We start from the raw sequence: 17,122 nt of genomic DNA, 5'->3' as shown, positions 1-17,122 counted from the left end.
GCGTAAAAAGGAGTTAACATGTCTTCCAAACTTGTCATTGTTGCTGACTTACAGCATTTTAAACTCTTTCGTGTTAAAGCAGATCCTATGAAAAGAGAATCGCTCGAGTGCCTTTTAAGCAGTGATTCTCTAGACATCCATCAAAAGCCAAGTGAAAAACTCTCCGACCGGCTTGGGCATTGTGAAACAGCATGGGGTGTTCAAGGTGGTGGCGAAAATCATAATATGGCTGAAGAAGAAGAGCGAAAACGCCTTCATGAACTCTCTAAACAAATTTCAGAAGCTTTGCAAAAGTATCCACATGAGCTCTGCTATTTTGCCGCACCAAAATCAATCAACCATAAAATCATTGAAGCACTTTCCCCTGCTCTTCAAAAAAACATTACACAAAATCTTGCACTCGATTTGACCAAAACTCCAACAGATGAAATTTTAGGTCATTTTGACAAGTAGTTTTTTGGCATCAATGGATAAATAAAATTCATTGATGCCAAAAAAAAGATACCTACACCAATGTTATAGATGATTTTTTAAATAATGGCATAGTACAATAATAGACATACTATTTAAACTATCACGTAAATAACACAAAGGTGCAAGCGCGTATGCGAAAAGAGCTCAAATATGAATTGCGTTATGGAAGAATTCATCCGTTAACTGAACTGCCTGACCGCCAACGCTTTATCAATACGCTTTCTAATTCCACTGCCAATAAACTTGCCCTATTAAACGTTAACGGCTTTTGGAACTTTAACCACTCTTTTGGTTATGAGGTGGGAGATCAAATACTTAAAACCATCTCGCAAAGGCTCAAACGTCGTTTCACACAAGCTGTTGTTTTCCATCTAGGTGGCGATGAATTTGCTATCCTCTCAGGCAAAGAGGTGCCCCAAGAGCACTTTTTACAAAACATTGAGTCATGCCTTTGGTACTTTGGCTATTCACCCATTGAGATTGACAATGAAAAAATCTATACACCCCTTCGCATCGGTGTTGCTGTAGGTTACGATGATCTTTTCCTCAATGCCGAATTTGCGATAAAACAAGCAAAGCGCATCGGTAAAGATTTGATGGTTTACGATGCTTCTATCCCTTCTTTGTGCAATCCCCAATCCAATGCCAGAGCCGATGTTGAGTGGGAAAAGACCATTCGAGAAGCTCTTAAAAAAGACCGTTTTGAAGTATTTGCGCAAAGCATTGAAGGTGGTAAAATCCCCAAATTTGAATGCTTGGTACGTCTGCGCAATGCCGAGGGAAAAATCATCTCGCCATATCTCTTTTTAGAACATGCCAAACGAGCCAACCTGTATGGCAACATCACCAAAATCGTCATCCAAAAAGCCTTCTCATTTTTTGCCAATAAAACAGCAGAATTCTCCATTAACCTCTCACTCAGTGATATTTTAGACCAAAATAGAGTCGATTTTTTACTGGAGAAAATGTACGAATACAATGTGGGAGAACGCCTTACCATCGAAGTCACAGAGGGTGAAGGTATCGAAAATCACCCTGAAGTCATCTCGTTTTTAACCTTGCTGAAAAGCCAAGGGGTGAAAATCGCCATCGATGATTTTGGAACAGGTTACTCAAACTTTGAATACCTTGTGAAACTCCAAGCGGACTTCATCAAAATCGATGGCTCGCTTATAAAAAACATTCATAAAAATGCTATTCATAAAGCCGTTGTTGAAGCGATTGTCACCTTTGCACAAAAAGTAGGTATGCAAACGGTGGCAGAATTCGTCGCCAATGAAGAGATATACTTAACATGTAAAGAGTTAGGTATTGACTTTTTTCAAGGCTATTTGTGGAGTGAGCCTATGCCTTTGGAAAATTTGGCACTGTATTAAATCAAAACTTGTTTTCTCGTGGAACACAACGTGCATAAGCCTCTTAAAAAGGCTGCATGAATGGAAGAGATTCGCGACCGATATGTGAGTTTTCATAACATCGATTGCTATGAAAACGCAACTCAAGTGCTCGATGCTATGTATGAACTCTTTGAGCTTCATCCCGAAGCAAAAGATGATTTGTGGATTCGTTTTGAAACCCTTATCCCCTCAAATTATAAAGAAGTTTTTGCAAAGCATGACTCTAAAGATATTTTATACCACATCTGCTCTCATGTTTTTTACCTCTCCGCTCTCTTTGAAGAGTATGATTTTGACAAAGGAGTAGAACTCATGGAAAAAGCAGAGATGGAGTGCTGTTAAAAATCCCTAAAAAACCTCTTATACTTGTTATAATGCACGCATATTTTTGCAGGAGCGAAAAATGGAGTATTATAGTTGGATTTTAACGTTTCACGTTATGTCTTTTATGTCGTGGATGGCGATGCTTTTTTATCTGCCACGTCTTTTTGTTTACCATGTGGAACACTCTCACAAAAGTGAATTTGTCGAAGTCGTTAAAATTCAAGAATATAAAGTCTATAAGTACATAGGTCTTCCAGCATTTTGGGCAACTCTTATCAGTGGTACCGCGATGCTCATCATCAACCCTATTTTATTTGAGAGTGGCGAATGGCTCTATGCTAAACTTGTCGTTGTTGCCCTCATGATAGCTTATTCATTTTCTTTAGAGTATTTTAGAGCACAACTTGAAAAAGATGAATGTGAACGCAGTGGTAAGTTTTTTAGAGCGTACAATGAAGTTCCAACCCTACTTTCAATTTTGATCGTAGCGTACGTCGTTGTTAAAACATTTTCACTTCTTTTCACAAGTATTGCAGTTGCGCTGTTTGCATTTATCATCTACATGATTTTTCAACAACCTGCGCATAAGGGTAATAGAGACTAAAGACTTTGACCTACTAAATATCCAGAAGCCCAAGCAAAGTGGAGGTTAAAGCCTCCACAATCTCCATCAATATCTAATACTTCCCCACAAAAATAGAGATTTTTCATCTTTTGTGACATCAAATTTTTTGCATCGAGTTCTCGCACATCCACACCACCCGCACACACTTCCGCACTCTCAAACCCTTTAGTAGCATGTATGTCAATACGTAGCGCTTTAAACGCAAAAACAATCTTTTTGATCTCTTTAGCCCCAAGCATAGATGCCTCTTTGATGTGCCCTAGTTTGGTGTTTTGAATGATAAAATGTGCCAACTTTTTAGGGATGATTCCCTCTAGCCATAAGGAGAGAGATTTCTCTTTTGCTATACTCATTCTTTTTTGAAGTAGTGATGTCAGTGCTTCACGGGATAAAGTTGGCAAAAGATCCAATACTACATGTACACGCTCTCCTTCTACAAAGGCTTTCGATGCCGTACGGCTGACATCTAAAATGGCAGAGCCAGAAAGTCCATACGCAGTAAAGAGCAGATCACCCTGCACACTTTGGCGCTTTTGATTGTCAATGTAGAGCTCAACACCTGCATCTACTTTTACACCACTGGCTTCTTTAAGATGAGGCTCATCGCTGATAAATTGTACTAAAGAAGGGTATGGCTCTATCACATTATGACCTAATGCTTTAGCAAAACTATAGCCACTACCACTGCTTCCAAGGGGAGGCATCGCAACGCTTCCAGTGGCGATAACGCAGGCATCAAACGTCTGCTTTTGCTCTTTGGTATGAACAACGAACGCTGCACCATCTTTTTTAATTTCAGTGACTTCACATTCAAGGCAAAAATGAACCCCAAGTGAGCGTGCTTCATGCAACAGCATATCAACCACTGAAGAGGCTTGATGGCTCATCGGGTAGAGTCTACCTTCTTCACCTTCACGCATCTCAAGTCCCAATGCTCTAAAATAGGCTTTACATGTAGAGGTATCAAAACGTCTTAGTGCTTCTTTGGCAGCATGAGGTGCTTCACCATGGTAACGAGAGAGCGTAATGTTTTCATTGGAGATATTGCATCTGCCATTGCCCGTTGCAAGGATTTTGCGTCCTACTTTACTGTTTTTCTCAAAAACGGTGACTTGATGGGCTTTACGCGCTGCTTCAATGGCACAAACAAGTCCAGAAGCCCCCGCTCCAATGATAGCAACACGATTCATAAAAGACGCATGCCTTCGTCATTCACTTCAAGTTTTTTGGCATCAATAAGTTTCGTAAGAGCCCTTTTATAGGCTTTTCGACTAAGCCCAAAACGCTCTGAGATAAGTTCAGGTGTGCTTTTATAGTTCATCTCGCATCTACCACCCGTAAGGCTTAAAATCTCTACGATTTTAGAAACCGCTACTTCATCGCTTTTATCGCCAATAGGTTGTAAAATGATGTCAAGTTTGCCATCTTTTCTAAGCGTCTTGATGTAACCTATTTTTTCATCCCCTACTTCAATGTTTTCAAAAATTTCATTGTGGAAGATAAGCCCATCGTATAGGTTGTTAACGATAACTTTAAAACCAAGAGGCGTTCTCTCGCGCACCAAAAGTTTTACCTCTTGGTTCACTTTGAGGTTTTTAAAATCTTTGCTCAAAAATTCATTGTACTTTTGACTGCCCACAATGCGTCCTGTCTCATCATCCAAACAGACACGCACGATGACTTTCATGCCAACATGAAATGGAAACTTTTGAAGCGCTTTAGGAACCAGTAAGTCTTTAGGTAAGCCCCAATCCACAAATGCTCCAAAAGGAGTCACATCGACCACTTCAAAACAGCCAAATTCATCGAGCATCGCTTTAGGAAAAACGGTACTTGCGACGATGCGATCTTCCGAGTCAAAATAGACAAACGCATCAATTTCATCGCCCTCTTTCATCGCATAACTGACGTACTGGTTAGGAAGTAAAACTTCATCTTTATCTTCACAGATCAGATAAACGCCATTATCGGTATAGCGATTGATTTTAAGGCGATTTTTTTCGCCTACTAAAAGGTATTTATTCATTATTTTTCTTTAAATTTATTTTATTTTGCATTTATCATGCATATCACTAAGCTCCATATTAAGGGCACGTGTAGAGATCATCACTTCCCATAGTGAGATGAAAAGGGAGATACACATCGCGATTAAACTAAGCCCAAAAATCTGTTTGCCAATGCCAAAGAGCCCTAAGAAAAGTTCAAACATGGAAAGGGTACATAAAAGAATGGCAAGCACGCCAAAAAATTGCATCCATTTGGTGAGCTCTAAACGATGTTTGAGATTATTGATTTGTTTGTACTCTTCGCAATTATCTCTTTCCATTGACTGACGGTGCAACATTCTAATCAGTTGCGCTACAGCCAAAAATCGGTTGGTATAGGCAAGTAAAAGCAATGAAACAGCAGGAAATAAAAGTGCGGGTGTTGAAATCTCAATCTCCATAGTAATCCTTAACATTTTTCTTATCGTGTGATGATCTATTGTACCTTAAATCACCCAAACAACTGCTTTAGCTCAAACCAAACTTTATGCTTTCGTGCGCTATAATCTACTTAATTTACAGAAGTGGATACGAAACGAATGCTTGAAAATATTGCACAAATGCTCTGTTCAAAAGAGAGATTACTGACCGAAATTTACTTCGACCTGCAACTCTTTTTTGAAGAAAAATATGGCAAAAATACCATTGTTTTTATGGAGATCGGCTCTTTTTTTGAAACGTATGAAGTCAACAATGAAACCCATCAAATTGGAAAAGCCAAAGAGGTTTCAGAACTTTTAAACATTCAACTCACACGTAAAAATAAATCCATTTTAGAAAATTCTTTACAAAATCCACTTTTAGCAGGCATACCCGCAGTTTCACTCGATCGCTACTTAAGCCGTTTGGTACAGACTAAAAAATACACCATCGTTTTAGTACGCCAAAAAGGTGAACCACCTCATGTGAAACGTTATATCTCCAACATCATAAGCCCAGGTACGAACTTTGACTACCTCATCGAGTCCAGTGAAAACTACCTTGTTTCACTTTTAGTGGATTGCAATCATTCTATCTATTCAGTCGGTTACAGTGCCATTGATGTAACAACTGGCAAAACCATCATCAATGAAGTACATGGTACCAGAGAAGATAAAACCTATGCCTTAGATGAGATTTTCAACCTCTTGCAAACCTATAAAACCAGTGAAATTGTCTTAACATTTAATACCGAAAGTATCGATAAAGAGTGGGTGCAAAATTACCTTGAAATCACTCCAAGTGTGGCACATAGTATCAACAAAGAGCGTCTTAAAGTCGCCTACCAAAATGAGCTTTTCGGACGTATCTATGCGATTCGCTCCCTGCTCTCGCCTATCGAGTACCTTGACATTGAGCGTTACCCTTATGCCAGTGAATCTTTAGCGATTTTGTGTGATTTTATCATTGAGCATGATGCCAACATTATCGAAAAGATGAGCCGCCCTATTTTACTAGGAAATAGCCGTTATCTCTACATCGGCAACAACGCCCTTGAACAGTTGGACATCATCTCTAAAAACCCTTCAGAGATGACGCTTTTAAACCTGATCGATCAAACCTCTACTGCCATTGGAAAACGTCTTTTAAAAGAGCGTTTGCTCAACCCGATTTGTGACATTAAAACACTGAATGAGCGCTTTGATCTCAGTACACAACTCATTCATGACTATAAAAAATTTGAGATAGCCCTCAAACAGGTCTATGACTTAGAGCGCATTTTAAGGCGCATTGCTCTTAAAAAATTGCACCCTTTAGAGCTTGATTATCTCAGTACCTCCCTTGAAGCTATTTTGGGCATTCTAAAAGAAGCTGAGCTTAAGAAAGTTCCTACACCTAAAAACCTTTTTGATGAGAGTGAAGCGCTGTTAGAGATGTTAAAAAGCACGTTTGTGCTTGATGTCTGCGCGAAGTTTCGTAAAGATCAGATCAATGAGAACCTCTTTTTAAAAGGCGTATTCCCTCAAATTGATAAGATTGAGCAAAGCAAAGCTGAGCGTTTTAGCGCATTAGAGCATATTGCACGAAGTATTGAAAGTTTCTTTGAGGAAAACAATCGAACAACCATTAGTATCGAATGGCTGGAAAGCGAAGGACATTATATTTCCATCAGTAAAAATCGTTTTGCGCTGATTGAAGAGAAGCTCATGCAAAGCTTCATTACCATAGGTGATCAACACTACTTTTTTAAAGACTTTACCTTTAGGCATCTCAAAAACAGTGTCAAGATTTCAGCAACACTCATCGAAGAGATTTCCCAAGAGATTGTACTGAGTAATCTTCAAATGATCGCTTTAGTGAAACAGCGTTATGATGAGATACTGGAAAAAATTGAAACGCATTATGCCCTGACATTGGAGCATCTCATCTCATTTGTAGGGACACTCGATGTTGCGCTGAGCAATGCAAAATGCGCGGTACTGTATAACTACACCAGACCAGAGCTTCTACCGATGCAAGAAGAAAAACGCTTTATCGAAGCGATTGGGCTTCGCCATCCACTCATCGAATCACGCGAAGAAAATGGCATCTACATTCCTAACGATCTCTTCTTAGGACATTGCTCAGCAGACATTACACACGACCATGTGACACTCGAAGCATGCAGTGCCAATGATGTACAAGGAATACTGCTTTATGGCATTAACTCCAGTGGTAAATCGTCCTTAATGAAAAGTTTGGGCATTGCCGTCATTATGGCACAAGCAGGCTTTTTTGTACCGTGTGCCAGTATGCGTTTTAACCTGTTCGATAAAATCTTTACACGTATTATCAGCCATGACAACCTTTACAAAGGGCTTTCAACATTCACCGTAGAGATGTTGGAGCTCAAAAACATCTTTAACCGTGCTACGGCATTTTCACTTGTTTTGGGAGATGAGATCAGTCATGGTACTGAAACCGAATCTGCCCTTGCCATTGTTGCAAGTGCCATTACCAAAATGCATAGCTTAGGCTCATTTTTTGTCTTTGCGACCCATCTGCATCAGCTCAGTCACCTTCCACTCATTAGTGAGCTTAAAAAGGTCATCTATCTGCATTTAGGAGTGAGTTACGATGAAGAGAATGACAAGCTCCTCTACAATCGAAAGTTAGAGCTTGGCAGTGGTAGTTCGCTCTATGGTTTAGAGTTTGCAAAGTCTTTGCATATGGATAAAGAGTTCATTAAAACCGCTTATGACATTAGGCGAAGTCTTGCAGGTGAACTGGGCGAAGTGGAACTCCTCAAACAGAAAAAACGCAGTAAATACAACAAAAACCTTTACCTTTCCAAATGCGCTCTTTGTGATGAGTATGTGGAAGAGGTACATCACATCAAAGCGCAAGAGAATGCTGATGCTAACGGAAACATCGAGCACTTTCATCAAAACCACCGCTACAACCTCATACCGCTTTGTGCAAAACACCACAAAATGGTGCATGAAGGTAAAATTACGATTAATGGCTTTGTCATGAGCAGCGAAGGATTAAAACTTCACTATGAGGAGAAGTAAAGAGCGCATAAATGCACTCTTTACCCACAATATTTACGCGGTTTTAAACTGAGAAAGTGTCGAGCTGAGTCCCTCAGAGAGTTTAAAGAGGTGATTTGCAGCTGATGCAATCTCTTCAACACTTCTCGCATTAGAACTTGTAAATCCATTGATAGATTCTATTCTACCCAGCACTGTGGTATCTAACTGCTCTTGATTGTCTTGGGCGTCTTTTGCCACATCTTCGATGGCTACCACACTTTGATTGAGAAGATTTACTGCCATATGGGTATGCTCAGCCACAGTATTGGAAAGCTCACAAACGCCTAAAATACGGCTTGCATTTTCATTCATTTGACCACTAATATCGGTGATAGATTGAACGATAACATTAATCGTAGCATTCGTTTCGACCAAGCTTTTTTGTGTTCGCTCTGCAAGTTTTCTCACCTCATCGGCTACAACCGCAAAACCACGTCCATGCTCTCCAGCCCTTGCTGCTTCAATGGCGGCATTGAGTGCTAACAAATTGGTTTGATCCGCTATATCACCAATCACATTTAAGACTTCTCTTACTTGTCCTGCTTCGTTGGCTAGATGCATTAATTGTGAATTGATTTGTGCTTCATTTGAGGCAGTTTGATTGAGGTGTTCTAGCGTTGTTGTTAGTGTCTCTTGTGCTAAGCCAAGCCCTTGTTGTGCCTCTAGGGTTACATGACGTACATCAGTTGTTTTTTGTACAGATTCTTTAATATGTCCCAAAACACTTTTCGTCTCTTGAGTGGTTTGGAAAACCACTTTAGACTCATTTTCAGCACGCTTCCCAATTTGCAAGCTACTTTGAGAAAGTTCTTCTGCCACAGAAGCATTTTCTAAAGCATTATCTTTTGCTTCATTAATCGCTAACGATAGATCACGCAAGAGAAGATTAACCGCTTCCATCGCTTCATTGATTTCATCATGACTCTCTGTTTCAATACGACGATTCAACGCTTTTGTTTGGCGCATAGTAATACAACCTTCTTTCGCTTTTTTAACTGAGTTTCGAATAGAACGCATGACTATAAATGCAAGTGCGAGTACCAAAAGAGCTACAACAACTAAAACAAATTGGGAAATACGTTCATTGGAGACAATCTTTCCTAAATTGCCCTCTTTAAAACGTTCTTCCAATGCTTTTACTTGTTCAAAAATCACTTCGTATGAAGTAGCACTTTGCGCTATCAGTGTATTGAGTTGTGCATAAGCTTCAGGATGTTCTATTTGAAAATTAGTAGCATGGACAGCGTGTTTGTATTGCCCAATAATATCGATTCGTGGTTGATTTAAGTTATGCCATTGTTCAATTTTTTGCTCTAGCTCTGTAATTTTGACTCTGTTTTCAGGTTTATCCACAATCTTTTTCAACGTTTCCATATGCGATAAAAGTCGCTTATAGGCACTTTGATACTGCTCAACGGATTCTGGTTTTGCAAGAAGATGATACCCACGTACTTCCATACCACACACCGCTAACTCATACTGAATCTGCCCCGTTAACCAAATTTTTCTTGCTGCATCTTGTGCTTCATTACTTGTTTTTGTTATTAAATATCCCAAAAGAATAAAACTTACACCCACAATCGTTAAAAGCAAAATCAATTTGCTCTTAATTGTTCTAAACGCCATTTAAGATCCTTGCCTTATTAAAAAATACGTGAAATTATACTCCGACAAAGTAATGAAATGTTAATGAGAACAAAAAATGGGGATAAATCTGTATAAAAATCTATCAAAAAAGCTGTAAAGAATACTACATCTTTACAGCTAACTATGACTAAGAGAGGAGTAGATCATGCGATAAGGATTGGGCAACCTCTTTTGAACACAACTGCTCAACTAAAGAGAGTGCAAAGAGCATCGCTGTGCTTGGACCTTGCGAAGTTGTGACGTTACCATCTCGAATGACTTTATCGTTGGCGTTATACCCTTCTTGCGCAATTTTTGCTTGAAATCCAGGATAACATGTGTAGCTTTTTTTAAGGACACCTGCTGTTTTTAGAGCATAAGGAGCAGCACAAATAGCAGCTATCATTTTGCCTTTGGCATCAAATTCTTTTAGCAATGTTTGCGTTGTGGGATCAGTTGCAAGATTGGTCGCACCAGGAAGTCCTCCTGGAAGGGCTATCATATCAAAGTTGTTTACATTTATCTCTTTTAAAAGTACATCGGCAACAACCACAATACCGTGTGCGCCTTTAACGTGCAATGATTCTAATGCTGCCATGGTTACATCCACATTGGCACGTCTTAAGATATCTACAATCGTTAATGCCTCAATCTCTTCAAAACCTTGTGCTAGAGGAACGATAACTTTTTTCATAGTAAACTCCTTGTATTAAACTTTAAAGTAATGCAATTGGTCATTCAACTTTTGCGTAACGCTGTGTAGATGCTCCGCAGCCGAAGCAATCTCTTCAATATCCCTTGCATTGCTTGAGGTAATGTGATTGATCTCATTGATCTCATCAACAATATTTTTGATCTCACTGCCTGTCTCTTCTGAGGTATGCGTTGCCAAAGCAACCACATCAATAGCATTTTTCATAAGAGTAACAGATGTTTCTATTTTATGCGATACCACTGTTGATTGTTCAACAAGCCCACCAAACAGCTTTGTATTTTTTTCCATCTGATCAGCAGAATTAACAATCGCCTGAACGATCACACCTACTGTTGCATGAATTTCTATCAAACTTTTTTGAGTGCGTTCAGCCAGTTTTCTGACCTCATCAGCCACAACCGCAAACCCACGCCCATGCTCTCCTGCACGTGCTGCTTCAATAGCGGCATTAAGTGCCAATAAGTTCGTTTGATCTGCTATATCGCTAATCACACTCAATATATCTTTCACCTTTTCTGCATCTTGTGAGAGCGTAATCATTTTGTGTTGTAGTTCATTTTCAACACTACTGGTTTGCTCAATCTTTTCAATCAAAACACCAAAAATCTCATTGGCTTGTGTTAGGGCTTCATTGGTTTGTGCGATTTCTGTTTGAGCTTTTTTTGAATTATCAACAGAATCATCAATCTTATCGCGTGCTTGATTTCCTGTTTGAGTTGTACGCGCTACAATGTGGCTCTCTTCTTCTGCACGCTTGCCAATGTTATTGGATGTTGTGGAGAGTTCATGTGAGACAGCAGCATTTTCATCACTCGCATGAATGGCGCCTACAACAATCTGTCGTAGTCTCTCCATAAAGGCATTGAGTGCATCGGCAATCTCTTTAAGTTCGTCATTATAAGGGGTACTGTAACGAAGCGTCAAATCCCGTTCGTTTGAAACAATCGCTTTTGTTAATGCACGTAAGGGAACAAGAACACTGCGAATAATGAGGAAAATCAAAGAGACAACTATGCCAACAACCATACCACCTACGATAACATACACTACGGTTGTTCGCTGGAGGGTTGAGGCTATCTCTTGATCGATCGTTTTAACAGAGGATTCCACTAAAGATTCCGTTTGATGCACCGTATCACGTAATTTTCCATTTAGCCCACTCTTTTCATCCAAGCCTAAGACTTCATATGCCTTGACAAATTCGACAAAACTCTGTCGATATGCCTCTAATAGCTTTACTGAAAAGGCAAGTTCCTCATGGCTTTGCACATACTCAAGCGTTTTTTTATACGTCGCGCTGTGTTCTTCACTGTACTTGGGTGCAAAACGGAGCATAAAGTCCTTTTCATGGCGACGAAGCGTCAACATAAGCGTTTGCATCTTATAATCTTTGAGCTCTTTAAATCCACTTTCCGCTTCATGAATGGCTTTACGCATTGCTCCTTCTAAGCCCTCTTCCGGGCTTAGTCCTAACTTCTTTTTTTGGGCAACTACTTCATTGAAAACGGTCGTATACGTGGTAATGACTTCTTGTAAGCGAATTATCTCTGTTGATTGAATACCAAGAGTATCGGCTGTTTTAGCGATAGTTCCAAGTTTTGCAGAGAGTTTTGAAGCAGACTCGAGAAGCGCTTTTTCATACTTTAGATCATTACGCATTAAAAAATCTTTTTCATGCTTACGCAAGTTCAAGATATCTTCTTTTAATGTCATAATATCCACTCTAAGATGAAGCAGTTCTTTCTCTTTATCATTGAAAAATTTTGCAGTGCTATGAATAGCTGTCAATCCTAGAATCACGACACATGCTAAGATAATATTGCGAGCTTTAATGGAGAGATTCGTAAACATGATGACAACCTCCTAAACACTTGGGTTATAAGGTTATATTATAGCATTAAAGAAGGAAAGAGGAAGAGGACATAGCGTAAAATAATTACGCTATGCTTTAGATGTAGTCTAAACTTATTTTACTTTTTCTAAGTATTCGCCACGAACAGTGTCAACCTTAATCACATCGCCTTCAACAACGTGGAAAGGTACTTGTACAACCGCACCACTCTCAAGTGTTGCTGGTTTTTTACCACCTTGTGTATCGCCTTTGAAGTTAGGTGGTGTCTCTACGATTTTAAGCTCAACAAATTGTGGTGCTTCAACGCTGATAGGTTTGCCGTTGTGGTAAAGCATATCAACATTCATACCATCAATAATCCAATCTGCAGCTTCACCCACTTGATCGTGTGTTAAAGCGATTTGCTCATATGTTGCGCTGTCCATAAATTGTAAAAATTCACCATCGTCATACAAAAACTGCATGATTTTGTCTTCAAGATTTGGAGTCTCACATTTATCACCTGCGTGGAATGTTTTTTCAATAACTTTTCCATCCATAAATGATTTGATTTTGCAGCGTACAAATGCAGCACCTTTACCAGGCTTAACATGTTGATACTCTACGATTTTATAAGGGGTACCGTTAATTTCGATTTTTAACCCTTTTTTTAAGTCGCCCATAGAAATAGAGGCCATAAATTCTCCTAAATTTTAGTTTCCGCCATTATAGCGAAAAAAATCACGACAACAAAATGGAGTATTTTTATACAATATTTTGTATATTTTAATCAAAATAAAGAATTATTTTAACAATAAATAAGATATAATATCTGTTATAAAGTTTAAAATATAATTTAATTAGTATATTTAATACATTTTAATTTATATTTAATACATTTTTTTGTACAATCATATGATGAAAACAAGCGATATCATCAATCTTTTACATAATGCTATTGAAGCTGAGAATATGGGCAAAAAAATTTCTCAAAAGAAGATGGCAGAAAACTGTGGTATTTCAATGCGTACCTATCAAGAGTGGAGACTTGGTAGTAGTGCACCTATGGGAATTCCTGTTGTTTTCAATATGCTTGGGATGTTAAGAGATGAAGATATTGTAAGACTGGTACGCAAAATAAATGACGGGCAAAAAGGAACGGTATGACAAATCTATCCGTGAGTGAAAAGTTGGCGTTAGAAGAAGTGTTCGAGTGTTTAAAAGATGAAAATTGCCGTAAGATTAGTCCTGTTAATAAACGTTTATTTGTGTATCGTATGATGCGTCTCTTGGTTTCGACGCGTCGAAAATTTTTACATGTAAAACGATAAGATTTCCTATCTTTTACATGTAAATGTCTTAAATTGCTTTTGTATTATCCATTAGAACAGGTACAACCACTAAAGAGACGATAACCGCAGCAATCGTTCCAAAGATAAGTGCAACTCCCAACCCCCCAAAAATAGGATCTGTCGCAAGAAGCGTACTCGCTAAAATAATCGCGGCAGCTGTTAAAAAAATCGGCTTTGCACGTGTCGCACTTGCCCTTGCGATGGCTTCTTTTTTTCCTACTCCTTGAGCAATCAGCGTTTGAGCAAAATCAATCAACAAAAGTGCATTACGTGAACTAATCCCCATCAAGGAAATAAACCCGATCAGAGATGTTGCTGTAAGAAAGAATGTTGTTGAAGAAAAGAGGTCCATAAACCAATGTCCCACAATAACACCGATGATAGAGAGAAAGCTACCCAGCAATACGATGCCCGAAAGTGCAAAGCTTTTGTAATAAACAACCATTAACAAAAAGATCAGCACAAGCGCTGCAATAAATGCACCGCCTAAGTCTCTGAAGGTATCCATAGTTACTTTCATCTCGCCATCCCAAACCAGTTCATACACTTCACCATTCTTTTTATCTTTAAGCGTTATATCAAACAGATGACTATTGCTTACTTCAAACTCTGATTGAAACGCCTCTTTTATTTTCGAACGTGCTTCCAAGAGTGGATAGACTTGTGAAACCAAATCTGCTTCTGCTACGATGCTGACCATCTTTTGGAGATTTTTTGACATGATGGTAGGGCTAGACGCTACTTTTTCAACACGGACCACTTCTGAGAGAGGGACCATCATACCTACAGCATTTATCAGTTTGAGCGCGCTTAGCTTAGCACTTAGTTCCTCTTTTGAAGCATAAGGAAGAGACTTTGAGTGTTCGCTAAGGACAACGTATAAAGGTATTTGATACGGTGAGTTTTCACTATTTTTATGCGCAACATGCATTCCTTCAAATGCAAGATAGAGTAATTCATTAACTTTTTGAATACTCAGTTGTGAACGGCTTACTTTTTCTTTATCCAGCACCAACGAGTACTTCTCATAAATCTCATCACTCATGATATCAATATCAACTAAATCTTTTGTCTGCATTAATATCTGCTTGATGCGCCCTGCAAGAGTACCTAGACGCTCTGAATTTTCGCCATAAAGCTCAATGACAAGTGCTGCCATCGTTGGTGGACCTGCTGGCTGCTCAACCATTTTGATGGAGGTTTGAGGAATGAGTCCTTCACAGTTTTTCTGAATGAGTGGGCGTAAACGGTGTACCATCGCATAGGAGCGTTCATCTCGTTGATGAATACCACTCAGATTGACAACGATTTCACTGACATGTTCGCCACTTTTCAGCCCTGAGTCTTTTACCAGGCCTGCATAATCAAGAGGCGAGCCCATACCATTAAAGACTTCAATATTTTGTATCTCTTTCTCTTTTTGCAAAATAGATACAACACACTGGTTGATAGTATTTGTCTCTTGATAAGAGCGTCCATTAGGAAGATCAACATAAATGGAAAAGGTATTGGTACTTTTTCCAGGAAGCATCTTTGCTAAGACGATTTTGCTAGGGAACATCAAGATAGCCAAAACAAACGCCACCAATGTTAAAAGAAGCACTAGTTTTTTCTTACGTTCTTCCACTAAGAGAGAATAGATAAAGTGCTCAAATTTTTCCATGATTCTCTCCTTTTTTATGGTTTGGCTTTTTCAGAAATTTACGTGCTAAAAATGGCGTAAAGATATAAGCAATTAGCAGTGAAGACAGCATTGCCACTGGGACATTAAGAGGAATGGGCTTCATAAACTCTCCCATCATCTGCCCTACGAATGCCATTGGAACCATCGTTAAGATAATCGCAATGGTTGCGAGATTGGTTGGTGCACCAATTTCATCGGTTGCTTCGATAAGGAGTTCATCCATCTCTTTATCCTGAGAATCTTTACTATGCAAATGACGGTGAATATTTTCAATGACAACAATCACATCATCGACCAACAGTCCTAAACTCAGTAAAAAGGCAAAAAGCGTGATACGATTAATCGTCTGTCCGCTCATATACGCAATAAAAATGGTAATGGCTAAAATAGCAGGAACGGTAAGTGTTACAATAAGTCCTTCTCTCCAGCCTAAGATAAAAATGAGCAACAATGCAATAATCACGATGGAAATGAGCAAGTGAAAGACCAGTTCGTTGACTGCTTCATTTGCACGTTCTCCATAGTTTCGAGTCACAATGTAGCCTATGCCCTCTTTGTCTAACTCATTTTTTGATGCTTCAAGGCGTTTGAGTACATCATTCGCAATCACCACAGCGTTGGAGCCTTTTAGTTTCGAAATACTCAGTGTGACTTGATCTTGCAGAGGTGTCATAGCCTCACCCTGTTTATAACTTATTTGTGCACTCTTTTTATTTTGAATGTCATCACTTAGATGAATAGCAGCGATATCTTTTAAATAAACGACTGATCCACCAAAATTTGCCACAATGAGGTTTTGAATATCTTCAACTCTCTCCAACGCATTTTTAACACCAAAAACAATCAGTTTTCCCTCTTGCGTTCTATTTTTCACTTCAGGAGACGAGGCGGTCAGTGATTTAAGCGCACCCACAATCTGCTCTAATGAAAGATGATACGCCGAGAGTTTACTAAGATCAATCTCTATGTTGAATTGCTCTTTATGTTCGCCTTTGATCTCTGTTTTAGCAACATTATCCACATTACCGAGCGAATTTCTAAATGCTTCTACGCGTTTATAAAGGTTTACGTTATCAACCCCTTGAGGTGTTTTTGCGTAAAACGCGATAGAAAGAATGGGAATGTCAATATCTATATCAAAAGGACGCACCAGTGGAGTTAAAGCACCCTCAGGTAATTGATCCATATTTTGCATCACTTTATCGTAGAGTTTGAGGTTGGATGCTTCACGGTTTTCACCGATATAATACATCACATTTACAATGCCTACATTATCGCTCGCCACACCATAAATGTGCTCCACACCTTTAATCTCTTTGATACGCCTCTCAAGCGGGCGGACAACCACTTGCTCTACTTCAGCTGCACTAGCACCTGGCATAGAAACAACAACGACACCCCCACTGATAGAGATTTGTGGATCTTCTTCTCTGGGCATTAAAGAAAGCGCTACGATACCTAAAGTAATAAGCGTTATGCCTAAAATCATCGTTAATGGATTGCGCAAAAAGAGTCGCGCAAGATAACCTGCAAGGTATTTTTCTTTGTATTTCAT

15 protein-coding genes and 1 pseudogene are annotated in these 17,122 nt (G+C 39.1%); 7 read left to right on the top strand and 9 right to left on the bottom strand.

Annotated elements, in window-relative coordinates; translation table 11 throughout:
• The first annotated feature begins 18 nt into the window (after window positions 1-18).
• The 4 genes from UCH001_RS03595 to hemJ all read left to right on the top strand — a co-directional run bounded on the left by UCH001_RS03595 (window position 19) and on the right by hemJ (window position 2,799).
• Window positions 19-453 (top strand): host attachment protein, encoded by a 435-nt coding sequence (locus UCH001_RS03595; protein ID WP_067174404.1) that lies wholly within the window; start codon window positions 19-21, stop codon window positions 451-453.
• 152 nt (window positions 454-605) lie between these two features.
• A complete protein-coding gene (locus tag UCH001_RS03590; RefSeq protein ID WP_067174402.1) occupies window positions 606-1,850 on the top strand; it encodes a GGDEF and EAL domain-containing protein in 1,245 nt (414 codons plus the stop codon).
• A 60-nt stretch (window positions 1,851-1,910) separates the two neighbouring features.
• Window positions 1,911-2,213, top strand: coding sequence for a N(2)-fixation sustaining protein CowN (cowN, locus tag UCH001_RS03585; protein WP_067174400.1), 303 nt, complete (start codon window positions 1,911-1,913; stop codon window positions 2,211-2,213).
• A gap of 61 nt (window positions 2,214-2,274) precedes the next feature.
• Window positions 2,275-2,799: a protoporphyrinogen oxidase HemJ gene (gene hemJ, locus UCH001_RS03580; protein ID WP_067174397.1), complete on the top strand. Its 525-nt coding sequence runs from the start codon at window positions 2,275-2,277 to the stop codon at window positions 2,797-2,799.
• On the opposite strand, the gene UCH001_RS03575 is transcribed toward hemJ, so the two are convergent.
• The 3 genes from UCH001_RS03575 to UCH001_RS03565 are packed head-to-tail and all read right to left on the bottom strand — an operon-like array spanning window position 2,796 to window position 5,266.
• On the bottom strand, window positions 2,796-4,010 hold the full coding sequence (locus tag UCH001_RS03575; protein WP_067174396.1) for an NAD(P)/FAD-dependent oxidoreductase: 1,215 nt from the start codon (window positions 4,008-4,010) through the stop codon (window positions 2,796-2,798). The two genes, hemJ and UCH001_RS03575, sit on opposite strands and share 4 nt — an antisense overlap.
• A complete protein-coding gene (locus UCH001_RS03570) occupies window positions 4,007-4,846 on the bottom strand; it encodes a S1 RNA-binding domain-containing protein (protein WP_067174393.1) in 840 nt (279 codons plus the stop codon). Before UCH001_RS03570 ends, UCH001_RS03575 begins: the two co-directional genes overlap by 4 nt.
• Before the next feature lie 15 nt (window positions 4,847-4,861).
• Window positions 4,862-5,266 carry a DUF2721 domain-containing protein gene (locus UCH001_RS03565; protein ID WP_067174391.1) on the bottom strand — a complete coding sequence of 135 codons (405 nt, stop codon included), beginning with the start codon at window positions 5,264-5,266 and terminating at the stop codon, window positions 4,862-4,864.
• Between the two features lie 138 nt (window positions 5,267-5,404).
• Here UCH001_RS03565 and UCH001_RS03560 point away from each other — a divergent pair, with 138 nt between their 5' ends.
• Window positions 5,405-8,338 (top strand): DNA mismatch repair protein, encoded by a 2,934-nt coding sequence (locus tag UCH001_RS03560; RefSeq protein WP_067174389.1) that lies wholly within the window; start codon window positions 5,405-5,407, stop codon window positions 8,336-8,338.
• Between the two features lie 33 nt (window positions 8,339-8,371).
• Here UCH001_RS03560 and UCH001_RS13445 read toward each other — a convergent pair whose 3' ends face one another.
• The 4 genes and pseudogenes from UCH001_RS13445 to efp all read right to left on the bottom strand — a co-directional run bounded on the left by UCH001_RS13445 (window position 8,372) and on the right by efp (window position 13,229).
• On the bottom strand, window positions 8,372-9,985 hold the full coding sequence (locus UCH001_RS13445; RefSeq protein ID WP_067174388.1) for a methyl-accepting chemotaxis protein: 1,614 nt from the start codon (window positions 9,983-9,985) through the stop codon (window positions 8,372-8,374).
• 148 nt (window positions 9,986-10,133) lie between these two features.
• Entirely contained in the window at window positions 10,134-10,679 is a 546-nt protein-coding gene (locus UCH001_RS03550; protein ID WP_067174386.1) for a DJ-1 family glyoxalase III, read from the bottom strand.
• A 353-nt stretch (window positions 10,680-11,032) separates the two neighbouring features.
• Window positions 11,033-11,633, bottom strand: a pseudogene (locus UCH001_RS13540) (methyl-accepting chemotaxis protein); the annotation flags it as partial.
• A gap of 1,032 nt (window positions 11,634-12,665) precedes the next feature.
• Window positions 12,666-13,229, bottom strand: a complete 564-nt coding sequence (gene efp, locus UCH001_RS03540; RefSeq protein WP_012856424.1) for an elongation factor P — start codon at window positions 13,227-13,229, stop codon at window positions 12,666-12,668.
• Window positions 13,230-13,449: 220 nt separating this feature from the next.
• Here efp and UCH001_RS03535 point away from each other — a divergent pair, with 220 nt between their 5' ends.
• Entirely contained in the window at window positions 13,450-13,698 is a 249-nt protein-coding gene (locus tag UCH001_RS03535; protein WP_067178456.1) for a DNA-binding protein, read from the top strand.
• Complete coding sequence (locus UCH001_RS13200) at window positions 13,695-13,862, top strand: hypothetical protein (RefSeq protein WP_158508927.1); 168 nt, start codon at window positions 13,695-13,697, stop codon at window positions 13,860-13,862. Before UCH001_RS03535 ends, UCH001_RS13200 begins: the two co-directional genes overlap by 4 nt.
• A 28-nt stretch (window positions 13,863-13,890) precedes the next feature.
• Here the strand turns inward: UCH001_RS13200 and UCH001_RS13440 are convergent, their stop codons facing one another.
• Together UCH001_RS13440 and UCH001_RS13435 are read right to left on the bottom strand one after the other, a co-directional pair.
• Window positions 13,891-15,546, bottom strand: a complete 1,656-nt coding sequence (locus UCH001_RS13440; protein WP_067174381.1) for an efflux RND transporter permease subunit — start codon at window positions 15,544-15,546, stop codon at window positions 13,891-13,893.
• Window positions 15,533-17,122: an efflux RND transporter permease subunit gene (locus UCH001_RS13435; RefSeq protein ID WP_067174379.1), complete on the bottom strand. Its 1,590-nt coding sequence runs from the start codon at window positions 17,120-17,122 to the stop codon at window positions 15,533-15,535. Before UCH001_RS13435 ends, UCH001_RS13440 begins: the two co-directional genes overlap by 14 nt.

The sequence above is a fragment of the Sulfurospirillum sp. UCH001 genome, assembly GCF_001548035.1.
Lineage (GTDB): Bacteria > Campylobacterota > Campylobacteria > Campylobacterales > Sulfurospirillaceae > Sulfurospirillum.
Note: the sequence above shows the minus strand (reverse complement) of the source record. Positions and strands in the feature narration are given on the sequence as shown.